The organism is Puerhibacterium sp. TATVAM-FAB25, from assembly GCF_046535855.1.
In the GTDB taxonomy this organism is placed as follows: Bacteria; Actinomycetota; Actinomycetes; order Actinomycetales; family Cellulomonadaceae; genus Puerhibacterium; species Puerhibacterium variabilis_A.
In genome coordinates this window covers 153,621-179,141 of the sequence record NZ_JAXUAK010000007.1, presented here as the reverse complement: position 1 = coordinate 179,141, position 25,521 = coordinate 153,621, and the positions used below count along the sequence as shown (strand labels likewise).

Below are 25,521 nucleotides of genomic sequence, written 5' to 3'. Positions count from 1 at the left end.
ACTCGCGGCGCACCGTTCCGTCCGTACGAATGCCGGGGCTGGTACGCCCCGCCCGGCTAGGGCGCGCCTGGTGCCGCCCTGGCGCCGCAAGGGCATTAGCGACGACGAGCTGCTGGCCGCCGTACTGGCCGTGCGCACCGCCAAGGGCGCCCCGGGCGACGCGTTCCGCGACCGGCTCATGCTGCCCATCACCGGCACCGCCGACCGCATCATCGGGTCCACCGCCCGCCGCAACCCCGCCGTCGACGGCGACGAGGCCGTCCCGAAGTCCCTCAACACCACCACGGCCGTCTATGACAAGCACCGCGCGCTGTCAGGCTCGGCTCCGCAGTCACCCGGCGCATCACCGCCGGCGCCGCTCCCGTGCTCGTCGAAAGCGCCCTCGAGGTCAAAGCCGTCCGACACCTCGGACGCGACTACGCACCAGTGGCCGCCTGTGGCACCGCGATCACCACCGGCCACCTCGCGCAGCTGACGCGCTCACTCGAGGCGACAGCACATGGTGACCCACCGCTGGATCCATGGACTGCAGGACTCGAGCACGCTTCCGCTAGAACGGCTGAAGCGTGCTCGATCCTCTCTGCCATCAGGTGCGAGCGCACCTGTTCCGGCTGCGGAGGTGGGAATACCCGACGCTGTCCAGCACCGCTACCGCAACCAGCGTCGCTACCAGCCCCGCGCCGACTGCTATCGATGGAAGCAGGGACCCGAGCAGGCCGATAGCCGCACAGCTGGCAATTCCTGCCACCCGGCTGTAGGCCACCCGCCCCGTGGCCCGCAGGTGCAAAGCGAGTTGCGCTATCAGGAAGAGGGCTGGACCAGCAGCCACCGCGAGCAATTGCGGTCTTTCGAGGGAATGCAACGGGTGGGCAATAACGATCTCGTCGCCCACAGCGGTCAGAATGATTCCCCCAACGATCAACACATGACCGTACGTGTAGATGTCGCGGGCGCGCCCGGTGCGAGTCGATTCGGCTTCGAGTGACTGCTCTCCGATCCGGCTGGTCGAGACGAAGTAGAGCCACCAGAGAGCGGCGGTGCCGGCGAATGCATTCGCAAGAGCGGCGATGGTGACGATGTCCAGGTGATGTGCGCCTGCGGTCACTCCGGTCAGCACGATCGTCTCGCCGAGCGCCGCGATCACGAACAGGCCGAACCGTTCGGTGAAGTGTCCGGAGGCGATACGCCAGGAGCCCGCCGCCAGGCGAGGTCGACGCGGAAGAGGGAACATGGCGAGCGGGGCAGCATAGTCGAGAGCTAGCGCCAGGATCCAAAGCCATATTCGTGGGCCACCCTCTGCAAGGCCACCGGCGATCCAGAACAACCCGGCTATCAGGAACCAGACGAGGATGCGCCCGGCGTGCTCTCGTTCGACTGTCCCGCGCCGGGCCGCCACCAATGTGATGAACGCGTGGCGTCCGACCTGGATGGCGAGATATGCGGCGGCGAAGAGCAGTCCGCGGTCACCGAAGGCGTCAGGGATGGCGATCGCCATCAGCAAGCTCCCCGCCATCAGCGCGATCAGGAGGAAGCGGACTGGATTGGTGTTCGGATTCAGCTCGTTCGTCGCCCAGGTGGTGTAGTTCCACGACCACCAGACCGCGAGCAGGACGATCGCCGCCTGACCAGCTCCAACCCATGTGAGGCGGTCGAGCAGGAGGTGCGAGATCTGGGTGATCGAGAAGACGAAGACGAGGTCGTAGAACAGCTCCAGCGTCGCGGCGCGCTGGGTCTCAGCATCGTCGTGACGCCGGAGCTGTCCGGTCACCACGGCAGGATGCCCTCGCGGTCAGTGGCCGTTCCGGTGGGTGCGTTCGCACCGAGCATGGCCATCCGCACGGCCGCCTCAGCACCTTCTTCGATGCTCTGCCCGACATGGCCGGTGAAGTCCGTCGCGGTCTGCCCGGGGTCGACAGCGTTGAAGCGGATGTCGGGGATCGTCTTGGCGTACTGCGTGGTGAGCATGGTGACGGCGCTCTTCGAGGATCCGTAGGCGGCGAGCGTGTACTGCGACTCGACGCGAGCCGGGTCCTGCGTCAACGCGAACGACCCCATGCCGCTTGTGATGTTGATCACCGACGGATCCGTCCCCCGGCGCAGCAGTGGGAGGAACGCGTGGGTAACCCGCACGACGCCGAACACGTTGGTCTCATACACAGGTCGAAGCTGCTCCGCCGTCATCTCCTCCGGCGCTGCCACCTCACCGAGGATGCCAGCGTTGTTGATGAGGATGTCCAGGCGACCTACTTGCTCGCGCATCATGACCGCGGCGGCCTCGACCGATGCGTCGTCCGTGACGTCGAGCGGGATGTGGCGGGCGCCGAGGCGATCAGCGGCTTCCTGACCGTCAGCAGGGTTGCGGGCGCCGATCCAGACGTCCTGCCCCGCCTCGACCAGTCGACGGGCGATCTCGTAGCCGAGCCCCCGGTTTCCCCCAGTGATAAGTGTCGTCATCGCACAGCTTCCTTTCGATGTTGTCGGAGCCGCTGCGCTCAGGCTGCGGGTCGGAACGGACGGAGCAGGCGAATGCCGTCCTCGATTGACCCGTCGATCAGCTCGAGCATCTCCGGCACGAGGGCCGCCATCCGCGGCGCCTGAAGGTGGGCCTCCAGAAGCGCCCTGCTCTCCCAGCGCTCGTAGATGACGAACGCTCCGGGCTGCCCATCCACTTCGTGGGCCTCATAGTCGATGTTGCCGGGATCGTCACGCGACGGCGTGACCGCCGCCGTGATGAACGCCTTGAGCTCCTCCTCGCGGCCGGGCTTCGCCTTGGCGTCCCACAGGACGGTCACGTATCCATCAGATGTCGCGGTCATGCAGCGTTCCCTCCGTCAGAGATTGTCGAGAGACGGACACCAGGTCCGATCCGCCTTTCGTTACAGATACAGCCTGTAACGGAACGGCCAGTGTGGACGGTAGTGATCGTCGGCGTTACAGTCAACATCTGTAAACAAAGGCACGCCGACAGGCGGGAGGAGTGATCGAGTTGAGCAAGGATCCGAGGGGCGAGGAGGCGGCACCGAGCACCGGGCGCCCTCGCGACCCAGCAATCGAAGAGGCGATCATCGCGTCGACCCGCAAACTCCTCGCGACCAAGGGTTACTCCTCGATGACCATCCGGGACATCGTCACGGACGCCGGCGTCACGCGCCCGACGCTCTATCGACGCTGGTCCGACAAGTACGCGCTGGTCCTGGACGCCCTGCGGTACGGCCTGCGCAAGCAGCGTGAGGCTTATCCGCCCTTCGACCTCAAGCAGCTCGGCCCTCGAGATGCGATGGTCGAGGCGGTGCGTCGGCTCGATCCGCGCTACCACAACCCGCGCGCCATGACGCTGCACGGCAACTTCATGGCAGAAGCGGAACGCGCACCGGGTCTGCATGCGCAGATGAGGGAGCTCGCCAATCAACCGCGTTGCCAAGAGCTCGCGGACGTTCTGGCGAACCTCCAGGCCCGTGGCGCTGTCCGCTCAGACGTCGACGTCGATATGGTCGCGACGCTCTGCTTCGGTAGCTACTTCGCCGACTTCAACCGGTATGGACGCGACGTCCCGACCGACTTCGCCGAGCGAGTCGTCGCCTCGCTGTGGCCGGCTATCGCCGCGCAGGACGAGGCGGGTCGGGCGTAGCGCACGGCCAATCTCGGAGCCCGCCGATGAACGCCTTATCCTCGCGATCGCCGGTGAGCTGCGGCACGTCTCCGAAGGCGTAGACGAGGCACTGGGCCAGCAGCGGCCATTGGTGGCCTCGAGAATCCCGGTGCCACCGGGGCGGGTTCAGCCGGCCGTCGCGTTCGCGCCTGCCTCGGCGGCATCGAGGGCCAGCTCGGCCACGCGCCGCAGCTGCTGCTCATCGGCACCGTCCCTGGCGTACGAGGACAACCCCACCAGCATCACGTGGGCGAAGGCGGCCAAGGTCTCGGCGGCGTCGCGCGATTCGGCATCTTCTGCCACCTCTTCCAGGCGGGTCGCGGTGAGCATCCGGTTGTGGGCGCGGTTGGCGACCAGTTCCGGGGCGCTGCTGACCAGGCAGCCGCGCGGGTGCTCCGTGCTGGCGTACTCCTGCGCTGCCCGCTCGAACATGGCCCGCAGCACCTCTCGCCGGCTCGTCCCGGCAAGCCCGGCCGTGGTCACCGACCGCGGGCTGGCCTCGTAGCGCGCGACGGCCTCCTCGAACAGGGTTCGTTTGTCCCCGAACGCCGCGTAGAGGCTCGGGGCCCCGATGCCGAGCTCCCGGGTGAGGTCGCTGATCGACGTCTGCTCGTACCCCCGCTCCCAGAACAGGCGGAGCGCCTTGTCCAGGGCAGCGTCTCGATCGAACGTCCGCGGTCGTCCCATGGCGCGATTCTATATCGCCCGCTACACATCTGCTAGCGTTCTGTACCGACCACTACAGATCGGCGCTCATCATGCGCCGGCGATGAAGGAGACCCCGTTGAGCAGCACCGCAGAGATCACGAACGCCTTCCTCCAGCGCCTGGGGGAGCAGGACGCCGAGGGCATCGGCGAGCTGTTCGCCGAAGAGATCGACTGGCTCGTGCGCGGCGACCGCGAGCTGTTCCCGTGGGCGGGCCCCCGCTCGCGCAAGAGCGAGGTGCCCGGCTACTTCCGCGACCTGTGGGCGGCCCTGGTGCCTGGCAAGAGCGTCGTCGCGGTCGAGGCCGTCGTGGTCGACGGGGACGAGGCGGTGGTGTTCGGCGCGTTCGACCACGTCGCCGCCTCCACGGGTCGCCCGTTCCACACGGACGTCGCGCTGCGACTGACCGTGATCGACGGCGCGATCACCCGCTTGCGCCTGTTCGAGGACACCGCTGCCGTGGCGGCCGCGTTCGCGGCGTGAGAGCCCTGGCTCCCGATGGCCGGTAGGCCGCCTCCGGCAGTCGCCGGGAGCGGCGGTGGCCTCGTTCGAAGAGGGCGCTGCCGTGCCGGGGTCCGCGTCTGCAGCGGAAGCGGTCTAGGTCCCATCAGTTCCGCCACTCTGATCTGAGGGCCGACACAAACCCGACAGAAACGATGGCCCCACACCCCGAACCGGCCCGATAGGCTGAGGACGTCCAGCAAGGGGAATCCCTTGAGAAACCAAGGGTTTCCGCGGATCATCCAGGCTTTGCAAATCGTGCGAAAACCCCCAAATCGCTCCAGAAGGTTGGGGGTTCAAATCCCTCCGGACCTTCGTCGTTGCGTCGCGCAACGGGGACCGTGCCGTCGGTCAGCTACGCGCTCTGAGCCGCATGTCCCGATGCCGCTCGCAGCCAGGCGCCGGGGTCGTCGCACCCGCACAGCGACGACCCGCTGACGACCCAGGTGGCCCCGTGGGCGCCGCAGTCCTGCGCGAGGTCGAGGGTCACCCCGCCGTCGACGCCTAGGCGCGTTCGTCCTGCGAGTGACGTGAGCCTGCCCAGGGTGGCGGGCAGGAACCTGGCCCCGGCCTTGCCCGGGGTGATCGACATGATGAGCACGGCGACGTCGTCGGGCAGGTCCGCCAGCACGGACAACGGGGTGCTGGGGGAGATCGCCACGCCTGGGTGGGCGCCGCGGTGGCGCACCTCGTCCACGGCTGCTTCCCACTCGGTCGCCTCGACATGCACGATGACCGTGTCGCAGACCTCGGTCCAGGCGTCGACGCTCGACAGCGGGTTGCTGACCATGAGGTGGGCCTCGCCGGGCAGGCCGGTGGCGCGACCGATGCGCCCCGCCGTGTCGACGTCGAACCCGCCGGGGTCGGCGAACACTCCGTCGGACACGTCCCAGTGCCACCGTCGCAGGCCGGCCTCCGCGAGGCGCTCGGCCTCACGGTCGATCCGGTCGCGAGGGGTGGACCACAGCGAGGCGGCGACCGCAACCATCACGACCGCCCTTCGGCCGAGACGCGCGGCAGCGCGAGCACCGCCTCGGCGAGGGCGCGATCGGTCACCAGCTCGGTGCACAGGCGAGCCCGGGCGACCGCTGCAACGGCACGCGCCTTCTGCGCTCCGCCCGCGGCCGCGACGATGCGGGGGATGGCCCGCATCTGGGCGAGCTCGATGGTCACGCAGCGGTCCTGGAAGTCCGGCGCCACCAGCTCGCCGTCGTCCGAGACCAGCAGCGAGGCCACCTCGCCGCGTACGCCCACGTCCAGCAGCCGGCGCCACTCGTCGTCCCCGATCGTGCGCAGCAGCTGGGAGTCCGGCGGGTCCCAGCTGCCGACGGAGACGACGGCGGTCGTGATCGAGCCGAACATGCGGAGTGCGGCTGCCACGTCGGGCTGCCTGCGCAGGGCGGCCGCAGTCCGGGCGTCGTCCACGACCAGCGGGGCGAAGATCGGCCGGGCTGTGCCGCCGGACTGCACGGCGGTCCGGCGGACGACCTCCACGGGGGACTCCTCGAGGTCGGCGCCGATCGCCCCCGTCAGCTGGACGACGTCCACCTTCGGCAGGGTGGGCAGCGCGGCGCTCATCGCGGTGAGGGTGCGCCCCCAGGCCAGCCCGAGCACCTCACCTGGGCGGAGCGTCGCCGCGAGGTTCTCCGCGGCTGCGCGCCCGACCTCGTGCCGCACCGCGTCGCGGTCCCCGCTGGTCTCCACGACCGTGACCTCCCTCAGGCCGAGGTGCGCGCGCACCGCCTCGGCCAGCTCGGGGTCGCGCACGCCGTCGGCATGGATCGTGATCGTGACGAGGCCCGACGCTCGGGCCTGTTCGAGGAGCCTGGCGACCTTGAACCGGGAGATGCCGAGTTCGGTCGCGATCTGGACCTTGGACGCGTCGTCGACGTAGTAGCGCCGCGCGGCCTGCACCATCAGCCCTCGGTCGTCCGCGCCGCTGCTGCGCGACTCCGCTTCGCTCATGTGAGCACCATACCGCGCTCGAACGTTACGATCTCGTGATCCCGTGGCGTTGCCAGAGGCTGTGCCGTCGGCGTAGCGTTCCGGTCAGATGAGCGAAGATGATGCTCAAATGAGCGGACTGCAAGGAGGCAGACCCATGGCACGACGTCGCCGGATCCCCGAAGAGCTGGGCATCTTCGTGGTGATCGTGATCGTGGCGGTGATCTTCAGTGCGGTGTCGCCGACGTTCCGCACGTTCGACAACGCCAACCTGCTGCTCCTGAACGGCACCGTGATCGCCTTCCTGGCCATGGGACAGGCGTTCGTCCTGCTGACCGGGGGCATCGACCTGTCGACCGGTTCGAACATCGCGCTGACGGGCATGATCGCAGCACTGCTGATGCGCAGCGGAGCACCATGGTGGCTGGCCGCGCTCGTAGCGCTGGCCGTCGGGGCGCTGGTCGGGACGATCAACGGCGCGCTGATCCACTACCTCAAGCTGCCGCCGTTCATCGTCACGTTCGCAGCGTTCGGCGTGGCCGCCAGCATCCCGCTCATCCTCACCGGTGCCAGCTCGGTCAACGTGGCCGACCCGATGTTCGCCGTCGTCGGGCGCGGATCGCTGTTCGGCATCCCGATGCCGGTCGTCCTGGTTGCGCTGTTCGCGGTCGCGTTCACCATCTTGCTGCGGCTGACGTCGACCGGCGTGCACATCTACGCGGTCGGCGGCAACGCCGAGACCTCCCGGCTGTCCGGTATCCCGATCGGCCGGGTCACCATGCTCGTCTACGCGCTGTCGGGCCTGTGCGCCGGCATGGGCGGGCTCATCACCACCTCCCGGCTCATGGTCGGCTACCCGTCCGCCGGCTCCGGCAACGAGCTCTTCTACTCGATCGCAGCCGCGGTGGTCGGCGGTGTGAGCCTGTTCGGAGGCATCGGCTCCTTGCCCGGCGCCCTCCTCGGTGCCGTGCTGATCGCCACGGTGTCGAACGGCATGAACGTCGTCGGCGTCCAGTCCTACTGGCAGCCGCTCGTGATCGGTCTGATCATCCTCGGCGGCGTCATCCTCGACACCTATCGCCGGCAGTCCTCCCTCTCCACGCTGCTACGCAGGTTCGTCAGAGGCAGTCGCACGGGCAGCGGCGGTTCCTCGCCGGACGCCGTGACCGCCTCCCCCCAGCCCCCCGTCGCTGCGGGCACGTCCGACCCGCGCTGACATCCGCACCGCACCCCAGGAGAAGAGCAATGAAGCTTCGTATCCCCTTCACCGCGATCGGCGCGTGCGCCCTCGCGCTCACGCTCGGTGCCTGTGGCGCCGTGGACACCGGCACCGGCACCGGCACCTCCGAGTCCGGTGGCTCGACCGCCGAGGCGTCGGGCGAGATCCCGCGCCCCGCGGCGTGCGACGAGGACACCCCGTACCTCGCCGTCGCCCTGCCCAATCTCACCAACCCGTACTACGTCGCGATGAAGCAGGGCTTCGAGGAGGCCGGCGAGGCCAACGGCTTCGAGGTCGAGGTGCAGATCGCCGACGACGACGACGCCAACCAGCTCGCGCAGGTGCAGGCCATGCTGCAGAAGCAGCCGTGCGCGCTGGCGCTGAACGCCGTGAAGTCCGAGCCGGGCGCCGCGATCGTCAAGGCCGCCAACGACGCCGGGGTTCCGGTCTTCACCGTGAACGTGGGCGTCGACCCCGCCTCCCTGGAGTCGCAGGGCGCCAGCATCGTGCAGTACCTCGGTGCCGACAACACCGCTGGTGGCACGCAGACCGCCGAGCAGGTCCTCAAGGACCTCGGTGCAGACGCCGAGCTGAAGGTCGGGTTCGTCACCGAGCCCGACGAGACGCCGACGCAGATGCGCGACAAGGGCTTCGAGGACGCCATCGCCGCCAACCCGAACGCGAGCGTCGTGGCCAAGGTCGACGGCAACGTCAAGCCGGACGACTCGCTGCGTGCCACGACCGAGATGCTCTCCGGCAACCCCGACATCAACGTCATCTTCGCGTCCACGGGACCGGCCGCCTACGGTGCGGTGCAGGCGCTCGGCTCGAACAGCGACGTCAAGGTCTACGGCTTCTGCGCCGCGGAGGAGACCCTGACCGAGCAGTACCCCGGGTGCGTGGCCCAGGAGCCGAAGGTCTACGGCACCAAGGTCGTCGAGCAGGTTCGCGCGTGGCTCGACGGCGCGACGCCCGAGCCCGAGATCCTCGAGCCGCTCAAGCTCTTCACGGTCGGCCAGACGCCCGGTCCGGGGGAGGTCGGCTGACATGACGACCGCGTCGACCGGGACGCCGGCAGGGCTGAGCGTCCGAGGGATCATCAAGCGGTACTCAGGGGTGTCGGTCCTGCACGGCGTCTCGGTCGACGTGCGTCCCGGCGACGTGATCGGGTTGGTGGGGCACAACGGGGCCGGCAAGTCCACGCTCCTGCGCACCATCTCCGGGGCCACGACGCCCGACGAGGGAGCGATCTCCATCGACGGCCGCGTGTCGACGATCGACTCCCCGGCCGCCGCGATCGCGGCCGGCATCGCGACCGTCTATCAGGAGCTGTCGCTCCTGCCGAACCTCACCGTGGCCCAGAACGTGTACCTCGGCGACGAGCGCACGCGGGCGGGCCTCCTGCGCCGGGACGAGATGCGCGCCGGCGCCCAGGCCCTCGTCGAGTCGTTCGGCCTCGACGTCGACGTCACGCGCAGGCTCGGGGACTACCCGGTCGCCACGCGGCAGATGCTCGAGATCGCGGTGGCCACGCACCGCAACGCGAGGTTCCTGCTGCTCGACGAGCCCACCACCAGCCTCGAGGGCGGCCAGGTGGAGCGCCTGCTGGAGGTCGTCAGGTCGCTGGCGGCCGACCGCGGCATGGGCATCGTGTTCGTCGACCACAAGCTCGACGAGCTCTACGCCGTGTGCAACCGGGTCGTCGCCCTCGTCGACGGTCTCGTCCGCATCGACGCGCACGTCGACGAGATCAGCCGCCACGACGTCGTCGCCGCCATCGCCGGTGACGAGGCCGCCGAGCTGGACGACCGGCTGCGTGCCGGCGAGGCGCCCACCGAGGCGCTCGCCACCGCGGAGCGGACCGAGCAGGAAGCGGTCCCGGTGGCCGACGTCCGCCGGTGGTTCCCTGACGCCCCGCTCGGGCCACGCCTGGAGGTCCGCGACCTGCGGGCCGCGGGCGTCGAGGGGGTCTCCCTGACCGCCGAGCCCGGGCGCGTGCTGGGGCTGTACGGCCTCGTCGGCGCTGGCCGTACCGAGGTCCTGCGCGCCCTGGTCGGTCTCGCGCCGATCACGGGCGGCACCGTGACCCTCGACGGGCGGCCGTACCGGCCGGGGTCGCCGGCGCACGCGCAGCGCGCGGGCGTCGTGTACGTGACCGAGGAGCGCAAGAGCGACGGCATCGTGCCGGCTCTGGACTCCCCGACGAACGTGGTGCTGCCCGTCCTGGCCCGGTACCGGCGGGCCGGCCTGCTCGACAAGCGGCGCATGCTCCGCGAGTCGGACGACCTGCTCGGCCAGCTGCGCGTGCGCGGCGACCGGAGAGGACCCGTGGTCAGCCTCTCCGGCGGCAACCAACAGAAGGTCCTGCTCGCGCGGGCCATCGCGCAGCGTCCCCGCGTGCTCATGCTCGACGAGCCCACCAAGGGCGTCGACCTGGGCGTCAAGGCTGAGATCCACCGCATCGTCCGGTCGCTCGCCCACGACGCCGGCCTGACCGTGCTGCTCGTGTCCTCCGAGGAAGAAGAGGTCTGCGAGGTCGCCGACGACATCGTCGTCGTCTCGCAGGGGCACAGCACCGGGGAGCCGCTGCCCGCCGACCACAGGACCCCGCAAGCGCTGCGGCACGCCGCGTGGGCCGCCGCATGAGCGCGACACCCGCCCGTCCCACGAACCGTCCAGCAGAAGGAAGCACCACGATGAGCACGCCCACCACGGCCGCTGCGCTCGACACCGCGCGCGAGATCGTGCGTCGCGAGGGCCGCGGGGTCGCCGACGTCGCCGACCAGCTCGACGACACGTTCGTCGCCGCGGTCGACCTGGTCCGCCGCGTGACCGGCAAGGTGTTCGTCACCGGGTCGGGGACCTCGGGGGCGGTGGCGCGACGCATGGCGCACCTGCTGTCGGTGTGCGGCACGCCCTCGCTGTTCCTGCCCGGGATGGATGCTCTGCACGGCACCATGGGCGCCGTGGTCGCCGGCGACCTGCTCGTCACCATCTCCCGGGGCGGGGAATCGGACGAGCTCAACGACCTGTCCCGCAGGGTGCAGCAGCGGGAGGTGCCCGTCATCGCCCTGACGGCCAGTCCCGAGTCCTCGCTGGGGCGCCTGGCGGACCTCACCGTCGTGATCGACGCCGGCCCGGAGGTGGACCCCGGCGGCGTCATCGCGATGGGCTCTACGCTCGCGACGGCCGCCTGGGGCGATGCCCTCGCGGCGGTCCTCATGCAGATCCGCGGCTACGGCTGGGAGCAGGTGCTGTTCACGCACCCCGCGGGCGCCGTGGGCCGGATCGAGGTGCTGCCCGACGCCCTCCCTGCGCTCGACGAGGGCGGCGAGGGCGACGAGGGCGGCGAGGGCGACGAGGGCGACGAGAGCACCGCCGGCACGGGGCGCTGATGGGCGTCGTCGCCGGCGTCGACTCGTCGACGCAGTCCTGCACCGTCGAGCTGCGCGACGCCTCCGACGGTCGGCTGCTCGGCTCTGGGCGCAGCCCGCACGCCTCCACGACCCCTCCGGTCAGCGAGCAGGACCCGCGGGAGTGGTGGCAGGCGTTCGGGCACGCGCTCGGGCGAGCCGTCGACCAGGCCGGGCTCGCGGCTCGCGACATCGACGCGGTCAGCGTGGCGGCCCAGTGCCACAGCCCCGTGCTGCTCGACGACCACGACCGCGTGCTGAGGCGGGCCAAGCTGTGGAACGACACCACGTCGAGCCCCCAGGCCGCCCGGCTGGTGCACGAGCTCGGGCCCGCAGGGTGGGCGGACGCCGTCGGTTCCGTGCCGACCGCAGCGTTCACCGTCACCAAGCTCGCCTGGATCGCTGAGAACGAGCCCAGGACGCTGGACGCCGTCGCCCACGTGCTCCTGCCGCACGACTACCTCACCTACAGGCTCACCGGACGGGCCGTCACCGACAGGTCCGAAGCCTCGGGCACCGGCTACTACGCCGCGCACACCGGCTCCTACCTGCCCAAGCACCTGGAGCGGTGGGTGCGCGACGACATCGACTGGGCACGGACGCTGCCCACCGTGCTGGGGCCGTCCGACGCCGCGGGGCACGCCACGACCTCCGACGCGCGGGCTCTGGGTCTGCGCCCCGATGTCGTCGTCGGCGCCGGGGCCGGCGACCAGCACGCGGGCGCGCTGGGCATCGGCCTGGCACCGCGCCAGGTGCTGTACAGCCTGGGCACCTCCGGCGTGGTCATGACGACCTCGTCCGTCCCCGTGCACGACGCTTCCGCATGGGTCGACGGCGTGGCGGACGCCGCGGGCGGATGGCTCCCGCTGATGTGCAGTCTCAACTGCGCGAAGGTCACCGACACCGTCGCCCGGCTGCTCGGGGTCGACCACGCGGAGCTCGCACGGTTGGCGCTCGCGGCGCCGCGGCGGCCCGACCGCATGGTCCTCGCCGCCTTCCTGGACGGCGAGCGCACCCCCGACCGACCGGGTGCACGCGGCGTGCTCGCCGGGCTGCGCTCGGACGCGACCCGCGAGGAGCTCGCTCTGGCGGGGTTCGAGGGCGTCGTCCTCGGGCTCGTCCGCGGCCACCAGGCGATCCAGGCCGCCGGGGCGACCGCTGACGGCCCGGTCACCGTCACCGGGGGAGGGGCGCGCTCCGCCGCCTACCGCCAGGTGCTCGCCGACGTGCTCGGCCGGCCGGTCGAGACCCGCGACGTCGCCGAGGCCACCGCGCGCGGCGCCGCCGTCCAGGCGGCCGCCGTGCTGGCCGGTGCTGATGTGCGCGAGGTGCGCGACGCCTGGTCCCCGGCCGTGACCGGCGTCGTGGAACCTCGCGACCACGTGGGCGAGGACATCTGGCGCCGGTACCGCGCCCTGGCCGACCGACCCCAGCCCGACGAGGGCTCGACCGACGAGGGATGACGATGGACCTCTATCTCGACAGCGCCGACATCGCGGCGCTGGGGCCGCTGCTCGCCACCGGCCTGTTCCGCGGCGTGACGACCAACCCCCTGATCCTGCAGCGCGCGAACGTGCGCCTCGACGAGGTCCCCACTCTCGTCGAGTGGCTCCTGGAGCGCACCGACGGTGACGTCTTCGTGCAGACGACCGCCCAGGATGCCGACGACATCAAGCGAGAGGGCAGCAGGCTGCGGGCGATGTCGGACCGGCTCGTGGTCAAGGTGCCGGCCACGCGCGACGGCCTCACCGCGACCCGGCGGCTCGTCGACGCCGGTGTCCCCACACTGGTGACCGCCGTCTACGGTCCTCGCCAGGCCGTGCTCGCCGCCGCGGCCGGAGCGCAGTGGATCGCGCCCTACCTGGGCCGGATGACCGAGGCCGGCCGGGACGGGCACGAGCAGGTCGCCCGGATGGTGCAGGTGCTGCGCGGCTCGGGCACCAGGACGCTCGTGGCCAGCATCCGGTCTCCCGAGGACGTGGTGGGGCTCGCCGCCGCGGGCGCTGACGCGGTGACCCTCGGGGCGGACGTGGCTCAGGCGCTGTTCGACGAGCCGCTGACCGAGGCGGCGGTCGCGCAGTTCGACGCCGCCGCCGCCGCGCTGCGCTGAACGGAGCGCCCGGCGCCGATCGCGGCAACGGCCGACGTCGCTCCTGCGCCAGGGGCCATGTCCGACGCAACGGTCCTGCGTGTTTCTGCGGGATCGTGCTAGAACTCGACCATGACTCCGCATCGGCGCGCGATCCACGAACCTGTGTCGTCCCGGCGGCTGCCCGCCGGCCGCCAGGCTGACCTCGCTGCATACGTCATGAAGGTGGGGGAGGTGACCGTCGCGGACCTCGCGGAGCGCTTCGGCGTCTCGATGGACACGATCCGCCGAGACCTCGATCGGCTCGATGCCGACGGCGTCCTCGTGCGGACCCATGGTGGCGCCATGGGTGCCGGCGGGCGGGCCCGACCGGACACGGCGTTCGACGAGCGGATGCGCATGCAGGCCGACGTCAAGGAGGCGATGGGCAGGGCTGCCGCCGGACTGGTGGCTGACGAGTCCGCCATCGTCGTCGGGAGCGGCACCACGACCCTCGCGGTGGCCCGGAACCTCGAGCGCCGTCGTGATCTCATCGTGGTGACCAACAACCTGCTCCTGCCCGGGGCGCTGCCTCCCGGAGTGGCGCGAGACGTCTACCTCTTGGGCGGCGGCGTCCGCACCGCAGCCCAGGCGACGGTGGGCCCCGTCGTCTTCGGGGCCGGCACGGGTGCAGAACGGAGCATCCGCTGCGACCTCGCGATCGTCGGTGTCGGAGGCGTCGACGCGGAGGTCGGCGTCTCGACCAGCCACGTGGGGGAGGCGCAGATGATGGCCGAGATGATGCGCATCTCGCGTCGCGTCGCGGTGCTGGCCGACTCGTCGAAGTTCGGCGAGGTGCTCTTCTCGCAGATCGCGCCGCTCGGTGACATCGACTACCTGGTCACCGACCGTGAGCCGTCCGGACAGCTCGCCGACGCCCTCGGTGCTGCCGGGGTTCAGGTCGTGCTGCCGCAGGCGGGCGCAACTTCGCCCGGCACGACCACGCAAGAAGTCGCAACAAGGTCTTGAAAACGAGCATGACCTCTCGCTAACCTGCAGGAGTGCGCACCGAAGCGCACCCAGCGGGCACTCAGTGAGGAGAGTCATGGCTAGGTCGAAGGGCTGGCGACGTTCAGCGGTCGCGGCCAGCATCGCGAGCGTCGCGGCGCTCGCCGCGTGTTCCGGCGGCGGATCGGTCGCCGAAGGGGGCGCCTCGGGCGGCGACGTCACGCTCGAGTTCATGCAGTGGTGGGAGCCGGAGCTCCCGGACGGCTCGTTCCGAGAGCTCATGGACCGGTTCGAGAGCGAGAACCCCGGCATCAAGGTGGAGCTCATCTCGGGCCCTTGGTCGCAGACCAAGGACCAGATCATCGCCGGCACGGCGTCCGGCACGACTGCGGACGTCGTCGGCCTCGACGGGTCGTGGCTCTACGACCTCTCGCAGCAGGGCGCTATCGCGGACCTGGGCGCGGTCTTCGAGGAGAACGGCTACGACACCTCGAAGCTGGTCCAGCAGGTCGAGGTCGACGGGGCGACCGTCATGGTGCCCGTCGTGAACTTCGCCTATCCGCTGTTCGTCAACCTCGACCTGCTCGAGCAGGCGGGGATCGCGGAGCCGCCGACCACCCGCACCGAGTTCCTCGAGGCGGCATCGGCGATCGCGAGCATCGGTGGGGATGCGGCCGGATGGGCGCTGCCGCTCGCGCTCGAGACGGCGAACGGCGTGCAAAACGACATCCTGCCCTGGGTCTGGGCCGGCGGCGGCGCGGTCCTGGACGACAGCGGGAAGCCGGACCTCGAGAACGCCGACTCGGTCAGCGGGCTCGACTTCGTCAACCAGCTGTGGGACGCCGACGCGGTCACCCCGGGTGCGTTCTCGATGGCGGAGCAGGACAAGGTCGAGGAGTTCGCGGCCGGACGCGTCGGCATGATGTTCTCCTCCCTCGCCCACATCAACCTGCTGCGCGAGTCGAACCCCGACCTCAACTTCACGGTCGTGGCCCCGCCGGTGCCGGACGACTACAGCGGCGAGATCGGGATCAACACGAACTCCTGGGGCATCGGGATCAGCGAGGCCAGCGAGCACAAGGCCGAGGCGTTCAAGCTCATCGAGTTCCTGCTCAGCACCGACGTGAACTCCGAGCTGTCCACGTGGGCCAACGGCTTCCCGGGCAACACCGACTCGAAGCCGGACTTCTCTCAGGCCGACCCGTTGTTCGAGGAGGCGTTCAACATCTTCCAGGCCGGGTACCCGATGAACGAGTTCGTCGGGGCGCCCGTGGCCCAGGAGCTGCAGCGCCAGTACGCCACCGAGACCCAGCGGATGCTCGACGGCGGCGCGTCCGTCGAGGAGACCCTCAAGGCGATCCAGCAGCAATGGTCCGGCGAGTTCTAGCGCCCAGCACGGAGGCCGGCCGCGCACCGCTGCTCGCGGCCGGCCTCTCGGGGAGGAGAGGACCGGTGCAGACGACCACCAGGCCCGGCAGGCGCGTGGCGACACCCGAGCCGGTGCAGCCCCCAGCCGCGGACCGAGGTCCCAACGCCAGGCGCAAGCTGCTGGCGTTCGGGTACCTCTCGCCGACGATCGTGCTGCTGATCGTGCTCATGGCCACCCCGGTGGCCATGGTCATCGGCTACTCGGTCTTCGACAACGTCATCACCGAGCGCAACCCCGAGGCGGTCGGCGCGGCCAACTACGTCGAGATCCTCACCGACCCGGCGTTCTGGAACGCGGCCTCCAACACGCTGGTCTTCACCGGAGCCAGCGTGGTCGTTCACCTGATCCTCGGGCTCACGTTCGCGATGCTCCTGAACACGGAGCTCATCGGGCGGCGGCTGCGAGCGGCCTTCCGAGTGGTGCTCATCCTGCCGTGGCTGTTCACCATCGCGATCGTCGCGGTCCTGTGGCGCATGCTGCTGGACCCGCACGGTGTCGTGAACTACCTGCTGAACATCGTCGGTCTCGACGTCGGGCTCACCGACTGGCTCGGGCAGCCGACGCTTGCACTGCTGTCGGTGACCGTCATCAACATCTGGGCCGGCTACCCCTTCTACATGGTGAGCCTGCTCGCGGGCCTGCAGGGAATCCCCGGCGAGCTGCACGAGGCGGCGAAGGTCGACGGCGCCAACCCCTGGCAGCGGTTCTGGAACGTGACGATCCCGCAGCTGCGTCCGCTGCTGATCAGCCTGGCCCTCCTGGATGTCATCTGGACCTCCCAGCAGTTCGCGCTGATCTGGATGACCACCGGCGGCGGACCGATCGACTCGACAGAGGTGCTCAGCACCTTCACCTACAAGCTCGCGTTCAGCCGCTACGAGTTCGCGCTCGCCTCCACCAGTGCCGTGGTGATCCTCCTCGCCTCGCTGGTGCTGGCGGTGTTCTACGCCCGCAGCCAGAGAGCGAAGGACTGACCCGTGACTGCTGTCCAGACCTCGACGACGAGCGCCGTCGTCGCACCCGCCGCACGCCGCAAGAAGCGGACGCACCGGCTCCAGAAGGCCGGCGTGACCGTCGCGCTCACCCTGGCGGCGCTGTTCGCCGGCCTGCCCGTGCTGTGGATGCTGTCCAACTCGTTCAAGCCGAACGGGCAGATCTTCGAGTTCCCGCCGCGGCTCGTCACCGAGGCGTTCTCGTTCGACGCGTACACGGCGATCCTCACGGATCCCGTGAAGCTGCGGTTCTTCCTCAACAGCTACGTCGTCGCGTTCGGCGTCACCCTGCTGACGCTGGCCGTCGGGCTGCTGGGAGCCTACGCGTTCAGCCGGTTCGACTTCCCGTTCAAGAAGACGCTCAACGTCGTGATCGTCGGTGTCCAGGCGGTGCCGCCGATCACGCTGCTCATCCCGTACTTCGGCCTGGTGGTCGCGCTTGGGCTCTACAACTCGTACCCGGGGCTGATCCTCACCTACATGGTGTTCACCCTGCCCTACGCGATCATCATGCTCACCGGCTACCTGAACACCCTCCCGAGGGAGCTCGACGAAGCGGTCAAGGTCGACGGTGCCGGGACCTTCACCGCGCTGTGGCGGGTGCTCGTGCCCGTGGCCGTGCCCGGTCTCGTGTCCGTCGGCATCTACACGTTCATGATCGCGTGGAACGAGTTCCTGTTCGCGCTGACCCTCACCCGCACCGAGGACATGCGCACGGTGCCGATCGGCATCCAGCTGCTCATGGGCCAGCACGCGTACGAGTGGAACCAGATGCTCGCGATGAGCGTGATGGGCTGCCTGCCCGTCCTGGTCCTCTTCCTGTTCTTCCAGCGGTACTTCATCGGCGGGCTCACCGCCGGGGCCGTCAAGATCTGACGCCCCGACGCCGCCACCCCACACCTCACGTCAAGGGAGACCCTCACCATGCTCGTCAACGGCTCGCAGATCCTGGCCCCGGCGAACGAGAACAACTTCGCCGTGCCAGCGTTCAACATCAGCGACTGGGCGATGTTCACCGGGATCATCGACATCTCGGAGGAGCTGGGCGCGCCGCTCATCGTCGCGATCCACCCCAACGAGCTGGGACACACGACCCGGGCGTTCCTGCCGTCGGTCATCGAACGGGTCAAGGCCTCTCCCGTGCCGGTCGCGATCCACTGGGACCACGGCGCATCGTTCGAGCAGGCGCTCGTCGCGATCCAGTGCGGCTTCACCTCGGTCATGATCGACAAGTCGATGGAGTCCTTCGCCGACAACGTCGCGATCACGAAGAAGGTCGTCGAGGTCGCCCACGCCGTCGGCGTGTCGGTCGAGGCGGAGCTCGGCACGATCGGCAAGACCGACTCCTACGCCGAGTCCGGGGCGGACACCATCATCTACACCGAGCCGGCCGACGCCGCCGAGTTCGTCGCCCAGACCGGCGTCGACTCCCTCGCCGTGGCCATCGGCACGCGCCACGGCATCTACCCGCCCGAGCTCAAGCCCGAGCTCCGGCTCGACCTCCTCGAGGCCATCAAGGCCGCCGCGCCGCTGCCGCTGGTGCTGCACGGCGGCTCCAACAACCCCGACGAGGAGATCGGGCAGTCGGTGAAGCTGGGCATCAACAAGATCAACATCTCCAGCGACATCAAGGTGGCCTACCACCAGCGGATGCGTGAGGTGCTGGCCGACCCCGGCCTGCGCGAGCCGATGGACATCCAGCCGCAGTGCGTCGCGGCGATGAAGGAGACCGCAGCCCAGAAGATCCGGCTCTTCGAGGCGGACGGCAAGGCCGACCTGTACTGACCCCCCGCTCACACGGAAGGACACACGCATGCAGCCGGGCGCAACGACGCGTTTGCTGCTGGGGCTCGCCGGCACGGTGGACTACGAGATCGAGTGGGACGCCGGGACCGTCGAGCGGCTGGCCGACCAGCTCGGGGTCACGCCCGCCGATCTGGACCCCGACCGGCCGATCGGCGACGAGCGCGACCTGGTGGCGAACATCCTCGGGTTCGTCTCACGGGGTGTCGGCGGCGAACGGTTCGTGGCATCCACCCGGGCCATCGAGGCCGTCGCCGCCCGGTTCGCCACCCGGGTGACGCTGGGTGGTTCCGGGGTCCGCGCCGCGCTGGCGCTCGCGGCCCTCGGCTATCCGAGCCGGGTGCACCTGGTCAGCATCGACGACAACGTCCGCCGCCTGCTGCCCGCCTCGGTGGAGCGCATCTGCAGCGCCACCGAGGACAGCCTCGACCCGCACCTGATCGTCCAGTACCCGCTGGGCGCGCAGGTGCGGGTCGGGCAGACGGTCGTCACGGCGCCGCACTCCAACCGACTGATCTACGCCAACGACCCGCCCAGCCGCGACCTGGTGCTGCACCCGGACGTCGAGCACCTCATCGCGAGCTCCGACGCATTCCTCTGCTGCGGGTTCAACGTCATCCGGGACCCCGAGATCCTCGCCGACCGTCTCTCACGGGTCGTCGACGGCATCGCGCGCATGCCGGCCGACGCCCTCGTCCTCTACGAGGACTGCGGCTATCACGTCCCGGAGTTCGCGGCCGTCGTCCGCGAGCGCCTCCTGCCATGGGTGCACGCGTGGTCGATGAACGAGGACGAGCTGCAGGGCATCATCGGCCGCCCCGTCGACCTGTTGGACGCGCGGGACGTGATCGCAGCCGTGACACGGCTCGCCGCGCTCGTCCCGGCTCGCAACCTCGTCGTCCACTCCCGCTACTGGGCCTTGGTCCTGGGCCCGGAGCACGACACGCTCGTCGACTGCGTCGCCGGCGGTGTAGAGCTCGCATCGACGCGATACCGCGTCGGCGACCTGCTCGGGCCCGCCGACGTCGAGGAGACGCGGCGGCTGGCGCCCCATCCCGAAGGGCAGGCCGTGGCCACCGCGCTCGAGGCGGCGCTCCCCGGCCTCCGGGCTGTGGCCACGCCGCTGATCGACGTTGCCGAGCCCACCACCATCGGCCTCGGCGACACGTTCGCCGGCGGCGTCCTGCTGCGGTACGCGAAGCGACGTGATGCCGGGCTGCCCACCATCCCGCCCGTTCGAAGGAGATCCGCCGTGGGACCCATCCACCTCCGCGCCAACCAGCCGCCCGACCGCTTCTACGCGGGCGGTCCCCGCATCAACGACTTCCGGCACCTGGACCCCGTGCCCGAGGGCGTGGCCCTGCACACTCCCGAGGACTGGGTCGGTTCGACCACCACCGTGTTCGGCTCCCCGGAGGTCGGACTCACGACCCTGCCGGACGGGCGGGTCCTCAGGGACGCCGTCGAGGCCGACCCGGAGGCGTGGCTGGGCAAGACGCACGTCGACCGGTACGGGACCGACACGATCCTGGTTAAGCTCCTGGACGCGGGCGAGCGCCTGCCCGTCCACATCCACCCCGACGTCCCGTTCGCCAAGACGCACCTGGGTCTCGGGCACGGCAAGACGGAGGGTTGGATCGCGCTGGCTGACGCCGAGGCGCACATCGCGTTCTCACGCGACGTCTCCGCGCAGGAGCTGAGGAGCTGGGTCGAGACCCAGGACGTGGACGCGCTCCTGGGCGCGATGCACAAGATCCCGGTCCGCAAGGGCGACGCCGTCTACCTCCCGGCGGGACTCCCGCATGCCATCGGCGAGGGCAACTTCGTCGTCGAGCTGCAGGAGCCCAGCGACCTGTCGATCCTCCTGGAGTGGAGCGGCTACCCCATCGACGGGACGGTCGACGGGCACCTCGGCCTCGGGTTCGACGTGGCGCTCGAGGCGGTCGACCGCCGCGGCCGCACCCGCGAGGAGGTGCTCGCGCAGATCGCCGCCCCCGCTCCCGACGGCAACCTGTTCCCGCAGGGCGGCGAGTTCTTCCGAGCCCACCGGTTCGGACACGGCGACGGCTGGGAGGCGGGGTTCGCAGTCGTCGTGGTGACGTCCGGGACCGGGACGCTGTCGACGGCGAAGGGCGGCGCGACCGAGGTGGCAGCGGGGGACACGCTGCTGGTTCCGCACGCCGCCGGAGACGTCGAGGTGGCCGGTACGGGCGACCTGGCGGTCGTCGTCGCGCGCCCGCCGCTCTGAGGGGGCCGGGATGACCACGGTGCTGAACAGCGTCGACGACTTCGCCGGTGAAGCGACCGCCGGGCTGGTGCTGGCCCATCGGCGGCTCGTGCGCGCCGTGCCCGGTGGGGTGGTCCGCGCCACGCAGGCCTCCGCCCCCAAGGTCGCCCTGGTCGTGGGTGGCGGATCCGGCCACTACCCGGCCTTCGCGGGCTGGGTCGGGCGCGGGCTGGCAGACGGCGCGGTTGTCGGGAACGTGTTCGCCTCTCCGTCGGCACGGCAGATCTGCGCGGTGGCGCGCGCGGCGGAGCGTGGTCGCGGCGTCCTTCTCGGGTACGGGAACTACGCCGGCGACGTGCTCAACTTCGACGCGGCCGCACGTGCGCTGCGAGCGGAAGGCCTCGACGTCCGCTCGGTCGCGGTCAGTGACGACATCGCCAGCGCGGACGGCGAGGACCCGTCCACCCGGCGCGGCATCGCCGGAGACCTGGTCGTGCTCAAGGTCGCCGGCGCCGCAGCGGAGCGCGGGCTGTCGTTGGCCGACGTGGCCCACCTCGCCCATCTCGCCAACGCCCGCACCCGCAGCCTGGGAGTGGCGTTCTCCGGGTGCACGCTGCCGGGGGCCGACCGACCGCTGTTCTCCGTCCGCCCCGGTGGCATGGGCGTGGGCATGGGGGTGCACGGCGAGCCTGGCCTGAGCGAGGACGACCTGGTGCCGAGCCGCGAGCTGGCGGCACGGTTGGTCGCGGCCCTGGTCGCCGCTCGGCCGGCCGGTGCCGGTGACCGGGCGGCCGTCCTCCTCAACGGCCTGGGCTCGACCAAGTACGAGGAGCTCTTCGTCCTGTGGCACGACGTCGTCCGAGAGCTGGAGGCCCACGGGATCCAGCCGGTGGCGCCCGAGGTGGGCGAGCTCATGACGAGCCTCGACATGGCCGGCGTCTCTCTGACGATGTCCTGGCTCGACGGGCCGCTCGAGGAGCTGTGGCTCGCCCCCGCGCAGACGCCGGCGTTCGTGCGCGGGACGCTCGTCGACGACGGTGCCGCGGACGCCTCCGTCGTGACGCAGGCCCATGCCGCGGATCGCCCCGGAGCGTTGCCAGCGTTGCCCGGCGGTGACGCATGGGCCAACGAGGAGCATGTCGCCGAGCCTTCCGCCTCGGTGGCCGCGGCCCCCGTGCTGCTCGAGCTCACGGCTGCCGTGCACCGCGCACTCGTCGAGAGGGAACAGCAGCTCGGTGCGCTGGACGCCGTGGCCGGTGACGGCGACCACGGCCGCGGGATGGTCACCGGCGCATCGGCAGCCCTGACGGCCGTCGAGGACGCCGTGGCGTCCGGCGCCGGTGTCGGGCGTGCGCTCGTGGCGGCCGGCGAGGCGTGGGCCGCCAAGGCAGGTGGAACCTCAGGAGCGTTGTGGGGGGAGATGTTGCGCAGTGCTGGGACCACCATGCTGAGCGGCGCTGATCCCCGCTCCCTGTGGACCGTCGCACGCGCGGTGTCCGCAGCGGTGGACCAGCTGCAGGCGGTGGGCGGCGCCGCTGTCGGAGACAAGACCATCGTCGACGCGGCCGTGCCCTTCGCGGCGGCGCTGCAGCATGCAGCCGCCGCGGGGGAGTCGCTGCCGTCGGCCTGGGCCGCCGCGGCGGCCACGGCGAGGACGGCCGCGGACGGCACAGGTCGGATGGTGGCACGGCGGGGACGGGCCCGCCCGCACGCCGAGCGCAGCCTGGGGCATCCGGACCCGGGAGCGACGTCGTTCGCGCACGTGGTGGCGGCGGTGTGCCGGTGACGGACAGGCCGATGGTGGCCGTGAGCTTCAAGGCGTACCTGGGGTACGCGCAGACCCTGGCGTGGGTGCGGAACGCGGTACCGCTGATCAGCGAGCACCCGCGCGTGGAGGTGGTCGTGTTCCCGTCGCTCACGACTCTCGCACCGGTGGTGCAGCTGCTCCAGGGCAGGGCGGTCGCCGGCGCTCAGAAGATCTCCACGAAGCCGGCGGGCGCGTTCACCGGGGAGACGCCCGCGAGCGTCGTCGCCGAGTGCGGGGGTCGGTACGCCGAGGTCGCGCACGCCGAGCGGCGAGGGGTCTTCGGCGAGGGCGACGACGTGTTCCGCGAGGAGATCGCCGCAGCCGTCGCCGCCGGGCTCACGCCACTGGTCTGCGTCGGTGAGCGCTCGCGCGGCGGGAGCGGGGACGCAGTAGCCGAGTGCCTGAGCAGGATCGAAGCGCTCGACGTCCCCGCCGGCTCAGTCGTCGCCTACGAACCCGAGTGGGCGATCGGCGCGGACGATCCAGCGCCGCCGGAACACGTCAAGGCGGTGCTGTCCGGGATCCGGCAGAACACCGGCCGGGCCCATCGGCTGTTGTACGGCGGAACCGCCGGACCTGGGACCTTCGCCGCCCTTTCGGGCGCAGCCGACGGGCTGTTCCTCGGCCGGCGCGCCCATGACGTGCGGGCGTTCGGTGCGGTGCTGCACGAGATCACTACGACCATGACGGGGAGGAACGTCGATGCGCACGTCTCTTGAGGGGCTCGAACCGCTGACGATCGTGGTCGGCTCGGACGATGCCGGCATGGACTACGCGGCGGCATTGAAGGAGTTCTTGGAGCGTGACCCACGAGTGGCAGGGGTCATCGACGTCGGCGTGCATCGAGGCGCGCAGGACGAGGGGACCGCGTACCCGCATGTCGCCGTAGCGGCGGCAAGGCTGGTCGCAAAGGGGGCCGCCGACCGCGGGCTGCTCTTCTGCGGGACCGGCTTGGGCGTGGCCATCAGTGCCAACAAGGTTCTAGGCGTCCGCGCGGTCACCGCGCACGACTCCTACTCCGTCGAGCGATCGGTCAAGTCTAACGACGCTCAGATCCTCACGATGGGGCAACGCGTCATCGGCCTGGAGCTGGCGCGCAAGCTCGTGGACGAGTGGCTCGACCACCGGTTCGACCCCGCCTCGCCGTCCGCGGACAAGGTCGCGGCGATAGGCGGCTACGAGCCCGAGGCGCCGACGAGCGACCACGTGAGGTGAGGGCACGAAGCATGGCGTGACGCCCTGGAGGACCGGTGGCCGCGCGCGGATCAGCGCCGCGGCCACCGGTCCTCCAGGGCGCAGGTCAGCGCAGGTCGCTCTCGGCGCCGGCCAGCAGGGCGAACTCCTCCTCGGGGGCGTTGGCGACGAGCCGGTGGCGGGACCACAGCAGGTAGTAGACGACGAACGCGGCCATCACGGCGGCCGTGATCCCCGCGGCCACGGGATCGACCACGAAGGTCGCCGCCACCGCGACCACGGACAGCGCCAGCCCGACCCCGGTGGTGACGACACCGCCGGGCGTCCGGTAGGCCCGCTCGAGCTGCGGCTCGCGCACCCGCAGGACGATGTGCGACAGGTTCAGCAGGACGTACGACACCGCGGCGCCGAAGACGGCGATGTTGATCAGCCGGTCACCGTTGTTGATGAGCGCGGCGAGCAGGAAGCCGATCGCGCCGGGGACGACGAGCGCCCAGACCGGCGTCTTGCGGGAGCTGGTCCGCGAGAGCCAGCGCGGCAGGTAGCCGGCACGGGAGAGCGCGAACAGCTGCCGTGAATAGGCGTAGACGATGGAGAAGAACGAGGCGACCAGACCGGCGAGGCCGATGTAGTTCACGACGGTCGCCAGCCCGGTGGCTCCTGCGGCGTCGAGGGCGTCGGGCAGCGGCGAGCCGGAGGCACCCATGGCCTCGGCCCCTGCGATGCCGGGGACGAGGACGAGGACGAGCAGCCCGGTGACCGTCAGGACACCCATCGCCGCCAGGATCGCTCGCGGCATGTCCTTGGCGGGGTTGCTGGCCTCCTCGGCGGCGAGCGGGATGCCCTCGACCGCGAGGAAGAACCAGATGCCGAACACCAGCGCACCGATCGCGCCCGCCGGGCCGAAGGGGAGGAACGCCGACGATCCGGCCACGGCGTCGTCGGGCACGATGTCGAAGAGGTTCGCGGGGTCGAAGGCGCCGAGGGCGCCGACCGCGAACAGCGCGAGGCCGGCCAGGGCGACGATCGTGATCGCGAGCATCGCCTTGAGCGCCTCACCCACGCCGACCATGTGGATCCCGATGAAGACGGCGAAGCAGGCGAGGAACACCGGCCAGCTCGACGTCAGGCCGAACAGCCCGAGGGACTCCACGTACCCGCCGATGAAGACGGCGATCGCGGCGGGGGCGAGCACGTACTCGACGAGGATGGCCATGCCGGTGACGAAGCCTCCGAGGCGACCCAGCGCGCGCCGGGCGAAGCCGTATCCCGCACCGGCCGTGGGCAGCGACGAGGACAGCTCGGCCAGCCCGAGGCACATGCAGGTGTACATGAGGCCCATCAGGACGAACGCGACGAGCATCCCGCCCCAGCCCCCGACCGCCAGGCCGAGGTTCCACCCGGAGAAGTCGCCGGAGATGACGAACGAGACGCCCAGTCCGGCGAGGAGCACCCAGCCGGCGGCCCCCTTCTGGAGGGAGCGCTTGGCGAAGTAGTCCTCCTTCGCACCGGGCGCACGCTCTGAACGATCCAACACTGAAGTCATGGCAGGTCCTTCCTG

General features: G+C 70.6%; 25 protein-coding genes. 18 read left to right on the top strand and 7 right to left on the bottom strand.

Translation table 11 applies throughout. The annotated features are described in order from the left end of the window. On the top strand, positions 1-475 hold a 475-nt coding region (locus tag U5M74_RS09180; protein WP_410908285.1), incomplete at its 5' end, for a hypothetical protein. Positions 476-586: 111 nt separating this feature from the next. On the opposite strand, the gene U5M74_RS09175 is transcribed toward U5M74_RS09180, so the two are convergent. Genes U5M74_RS09175 through U5M74_RS09165 form a run of 3 tightly spaced genes read right to left on the bottom strand, consistent with a single transcriptional unit; the run spans position 587 to position 2,792 of the window. Further along, a complete protein-coding gene (locus U5M74_RS09175; protein WP_410908283.1) occupies positions 587-1,768 on the bottom strand; it encodes a low temperature requirement protein A in 1,182 nt (393 codons plus the stop codon). Next, the gene (locus U5M74_RS09170; protein WP_391513470.1) at positions 1,765-2,454 is read right to left on the bottom strand and encodes an SDR family oxidoreductase; all 690 of its coding nucleotides are present in this window, start codon (positions 2,452-2,454) and stop codon (positions 1,765-1,767) included. Before U5M74_RS09170 ends, U5M74_RS09175 begins: the two co-directional genes overlap by 4 nt. Positions 2,455-2,492: 38 nt before the next feature. Next, positions 2,493-2,792, bottom strand: a complete 300-nt coding sequence (locus U5M74_RS09165; protein WP_391513468.1) for a putative quinol monooxygenase — start codon at positions 2,790-2,792, stop codon at positions 2,493-2,495. Positions 2,793-2,977: 185 nt separating this feature from the next. Here U5M74_RS09165 and U5M74_RS09160 point away from each other — a divergent pair, with 185 nt between their 5' ends. Beyond that, positions 2,978-3,628, top strand: a complete 651-nt coding sequence (locus tag U5M74_RS09160) for a TetR/AcrR family transcriptional regulator (protein ID WP_410908281.1) — start codon at positions 2,978-2,980, stop codon at positions 3,626-3,628. Positions 3,629-3,775: 147 nt separating this feature from the next. Here U5M74_RS09160 and U5M74_RS09155 read toward each other — a convergent pair whose 3' ends face one another. Continuing rightward, positions 3,776-4,336, bottom strand: coding sequence for a TetR/AcrR family transcriptional regulator (locus tag U5M74_RS09155; protein WP_410908279.1), 561 nt, complete (start codon positions 4,334-4,336; stop codon positions 3,776-3,778). 97 nt (positions 4,337-4,433) lie between these two features. Between U5M74_RS09155 and U5M74_RS09150 the strand changes: the two genes are divergently transcribed. Further along, entirely contained in the window at positions 4,434-4,838 is a 405-nt protein-coding gene (locus U5M74_RS09150; protein ID WP_410908277.1) for a nuclear transport factor 2 family protein, read from the top strand. Positions 4,839-5,211: 373 nt separating this feature from the next. Here U5M74_RS09150 and U5M74_RS09145 read toward each other — a convergent pair whose 3' ends face one another. After that, on the bottom strand, positions 5,212-5,844 hold the full coding sequence (locus tag U5M74_RS09145) for a ribulose-phosphate 3-epimerase (RefSeq protein ID WP_410908275.1): 633 nt from the start codon (positions 5,842-5,844) through the stop codon (positions 5,212-5,214). Beyond that, positions 5,844-6,821: a sugar-binding transcriptional regulator gene (locus U5M74_RS09140; RefSeq protein WP_410908273.1), complete on the bottom strand. Its 978-nt coding sequence runs from the start codon at positions 6,819-6,821 to the stop codon at positions 5,844-5,846. The genes U5M74_RS09145 and U5M74_RS09140 overlap by 1 nt, the downstream gene beginning before the upstream one ends. A 136-nt stretch (positions 6,822-6,957) precedes the next feature. Between U5M74_RS09140 and U5M74_RS09135 the strand changes: the two genes are divergently transcribed. The 15 genes from U5M74_RS09135 (at position 6,958) to U5M74_RS09065 (ending at position 23,981) form a co-directional block, all read left to right on the top strand. Next, entirely contained in the window at positions 6,958-8,016 is a 1,059-nt protein-coding gene (locus U5M74_RS09135; protein WP_410908271.1) for an ABC transporter permease, read from the top strand. Between the two features lie 29 nt (positions 8,017-8,045). After that, positions 8,046-9,065 carry a substrate-binding domain-containing protein gene (locus tag U5M74_RS09130; protein ID WP_410908269.1) on the top strand — a complete coding sequence of 340 codons (1,020 nt, stop codon included), beginning with the start codon at positions 8,046-8,048 and terminating at the stop codon, positions 9,063-9,065. Position 9,066: 1 nt separating this feature from the next. Next, positions 9,067-10,665 carry a sugar ABC transporter ATP-binding protein gene (locus tag U5M74_RS09125; RefSeq protein ID WP_410908267.1) on the top strand — a complete coding sequence of 533 codons (1,599 nt, stop codon included), beginning with the start codon at positions 9,067-9,069 and terminating at the stop codon, positions 10,663-10,665. Between the two features lie 50 nt (positions 10,666-10,715). Continuing rightward, positions 10,716-11,414: an SIS domain-containing protein gene (locus U5M74_RS09120; protein ID WP_410908265.1), complete on the top strand. Its 699-nt coding sequence runs from the start codon at positions 10,716-10,718 to the stop codon at positions 11,412-11,414. Then, a complete protein-coding gene (gene xylB / locus U5M74_RS09115) occupies positions 11,414-12,895 on the top strand; it encodes a xylulokinase (RefSeq protein ID WP_410908263.1) in 1,482 nt (493 codons plus the stop codon). The genes U5M74_RS09120 and xylB overlap by 1 nt, the downstream gene beginning before the upstream one ends. A 2-nt stretch (positions 12,896-12,897) precedes the next feature. Further along, positions 12,898-13,542, top strand: coding sequence for a transaldolase family protein (locus tag U5M74_RS09110; RefSeq protein WP_410908261.1), 645 nt, complete (start codon positions 12,898-12,900; stop codon positions 13,540-13,542). Positions 13,543-13,653: 111 nt separating this feature from the next. Further along, positions 13,654-14,529, top strand: a complete 876-nt coding sequence (locus U5M74_RS09105) for a DeoR/GlpR family DNA-binding transcription regulator (RefSeq protein ID WP_410908259.1) — start codon at positions 13,654-13,656, stop codon at positions 14,527-14,529. A 76-nt stretch (positions 14,530-14,605) separates the two neighbouring features. Further along, entirely contained in the window at positions 14,606-15,895 is a 1,290-nt protein-coding gene (locus tag U5M74_RS09100) for an ABC transporter substrate-binding protein (protein WP_410908257.1), read from the top strand. Between the two features lie 65 nt (positions 15,896-15,960). After that, positions 15,961-16,911, top strand: a complete 951-nt coding sequence (locus U5M74_RS09095; protein WP_410908255.1) for a carbohydrate ABC transporter permease — start codon at positions 15,961-15,963, stop codon at positions 16,909-16,911. A gap of 3 nt (positions 16,912-16,914) precedes the next feature. After that, complete coding sequence (locus U5M74_RS09090; protein ID WP_410908253.1) at positions 16,915-17,805, top strand: carbohydrate ABC transporter permease; 891 nt, start codon at positions 16,915-16,917, stop codon at positions 17,803-17,805. Between the two features lie 48 nt (positions 17,806-17,853). After that, a complete protein-coding gene (locus tag U5M74_RS09085) occupies positions 17,854-18,714 on the top strand; it encodes a ketose-bisphosphate aldolase (RefSeq protein ID WP_410908251.1) in 861 nt (286 codons plus the stop codon). Positions 18,715-18,742: 28 nt separating this feature from the next. Continuing rightward, positions 18,743-20,980, top strand: coding sequence for an ADP-dependent glucokinase/phosphofructokinase (locus U5M74_RS09080; RefSeq protein ID WP_410908249.1), 2,238 nt, complete (start codon positions 18,743-18,745; stop codon positions 20,978-20,980). 10 nt (positions 20,981-20,990) lie between these two features. After that, a complete protein-coding gene (locus tag U5M74_RS09075; protein ID WP_410908247.1) occupies positions 20,991-22,745 on the top strand; it encodes a dihydroxyacetone kinase family protein in 1,755 nt (584 codons plus the stop codon). 11 nt (positions 22,746-22,756) lie between these two features. Further along, complete coding sequence (locus U5M74_RS09070) at positions 22,757-23,485, top strand: triose-phosphate isomerase family protein (RefSeq protein WP_410908245.1); 729 nt, start codon at positions 22,757-22,759, stop codon at positions 23,483-23,485. Then, complete coding sequence (locus U5M74_RS09065; protein WP_410908243.1) at positions 23,469-23,981, top strand: ribose-5-phosphate isomerase; 513 nt, start codon at positions 23,469-23,471, stop codon at positions 23,979-23,981. The genes U5M74_RS09070 and U5M74_RS09065 overlap by 17 nt, the downstream gene beginning before the upstream one ends. Positions 23,982-24,066: 85 nt before the next feature. On the opposite strand, the gene eat is transcribed toward U5M74_RS09065, so the two are convergent. Continuing rightward, complete coding sequence (gene eat / locus U5M74_RS09060) at positions 24,067-25,506, bottom strand: ethanolamine permease (protein ID WP_410908241.1); 1,440 nt, start codon at positions 25,504-25,506, stop codon at positions 24,067-24,069. Positions 25,507-25,521: the final 15 nt, after the last annotated feature.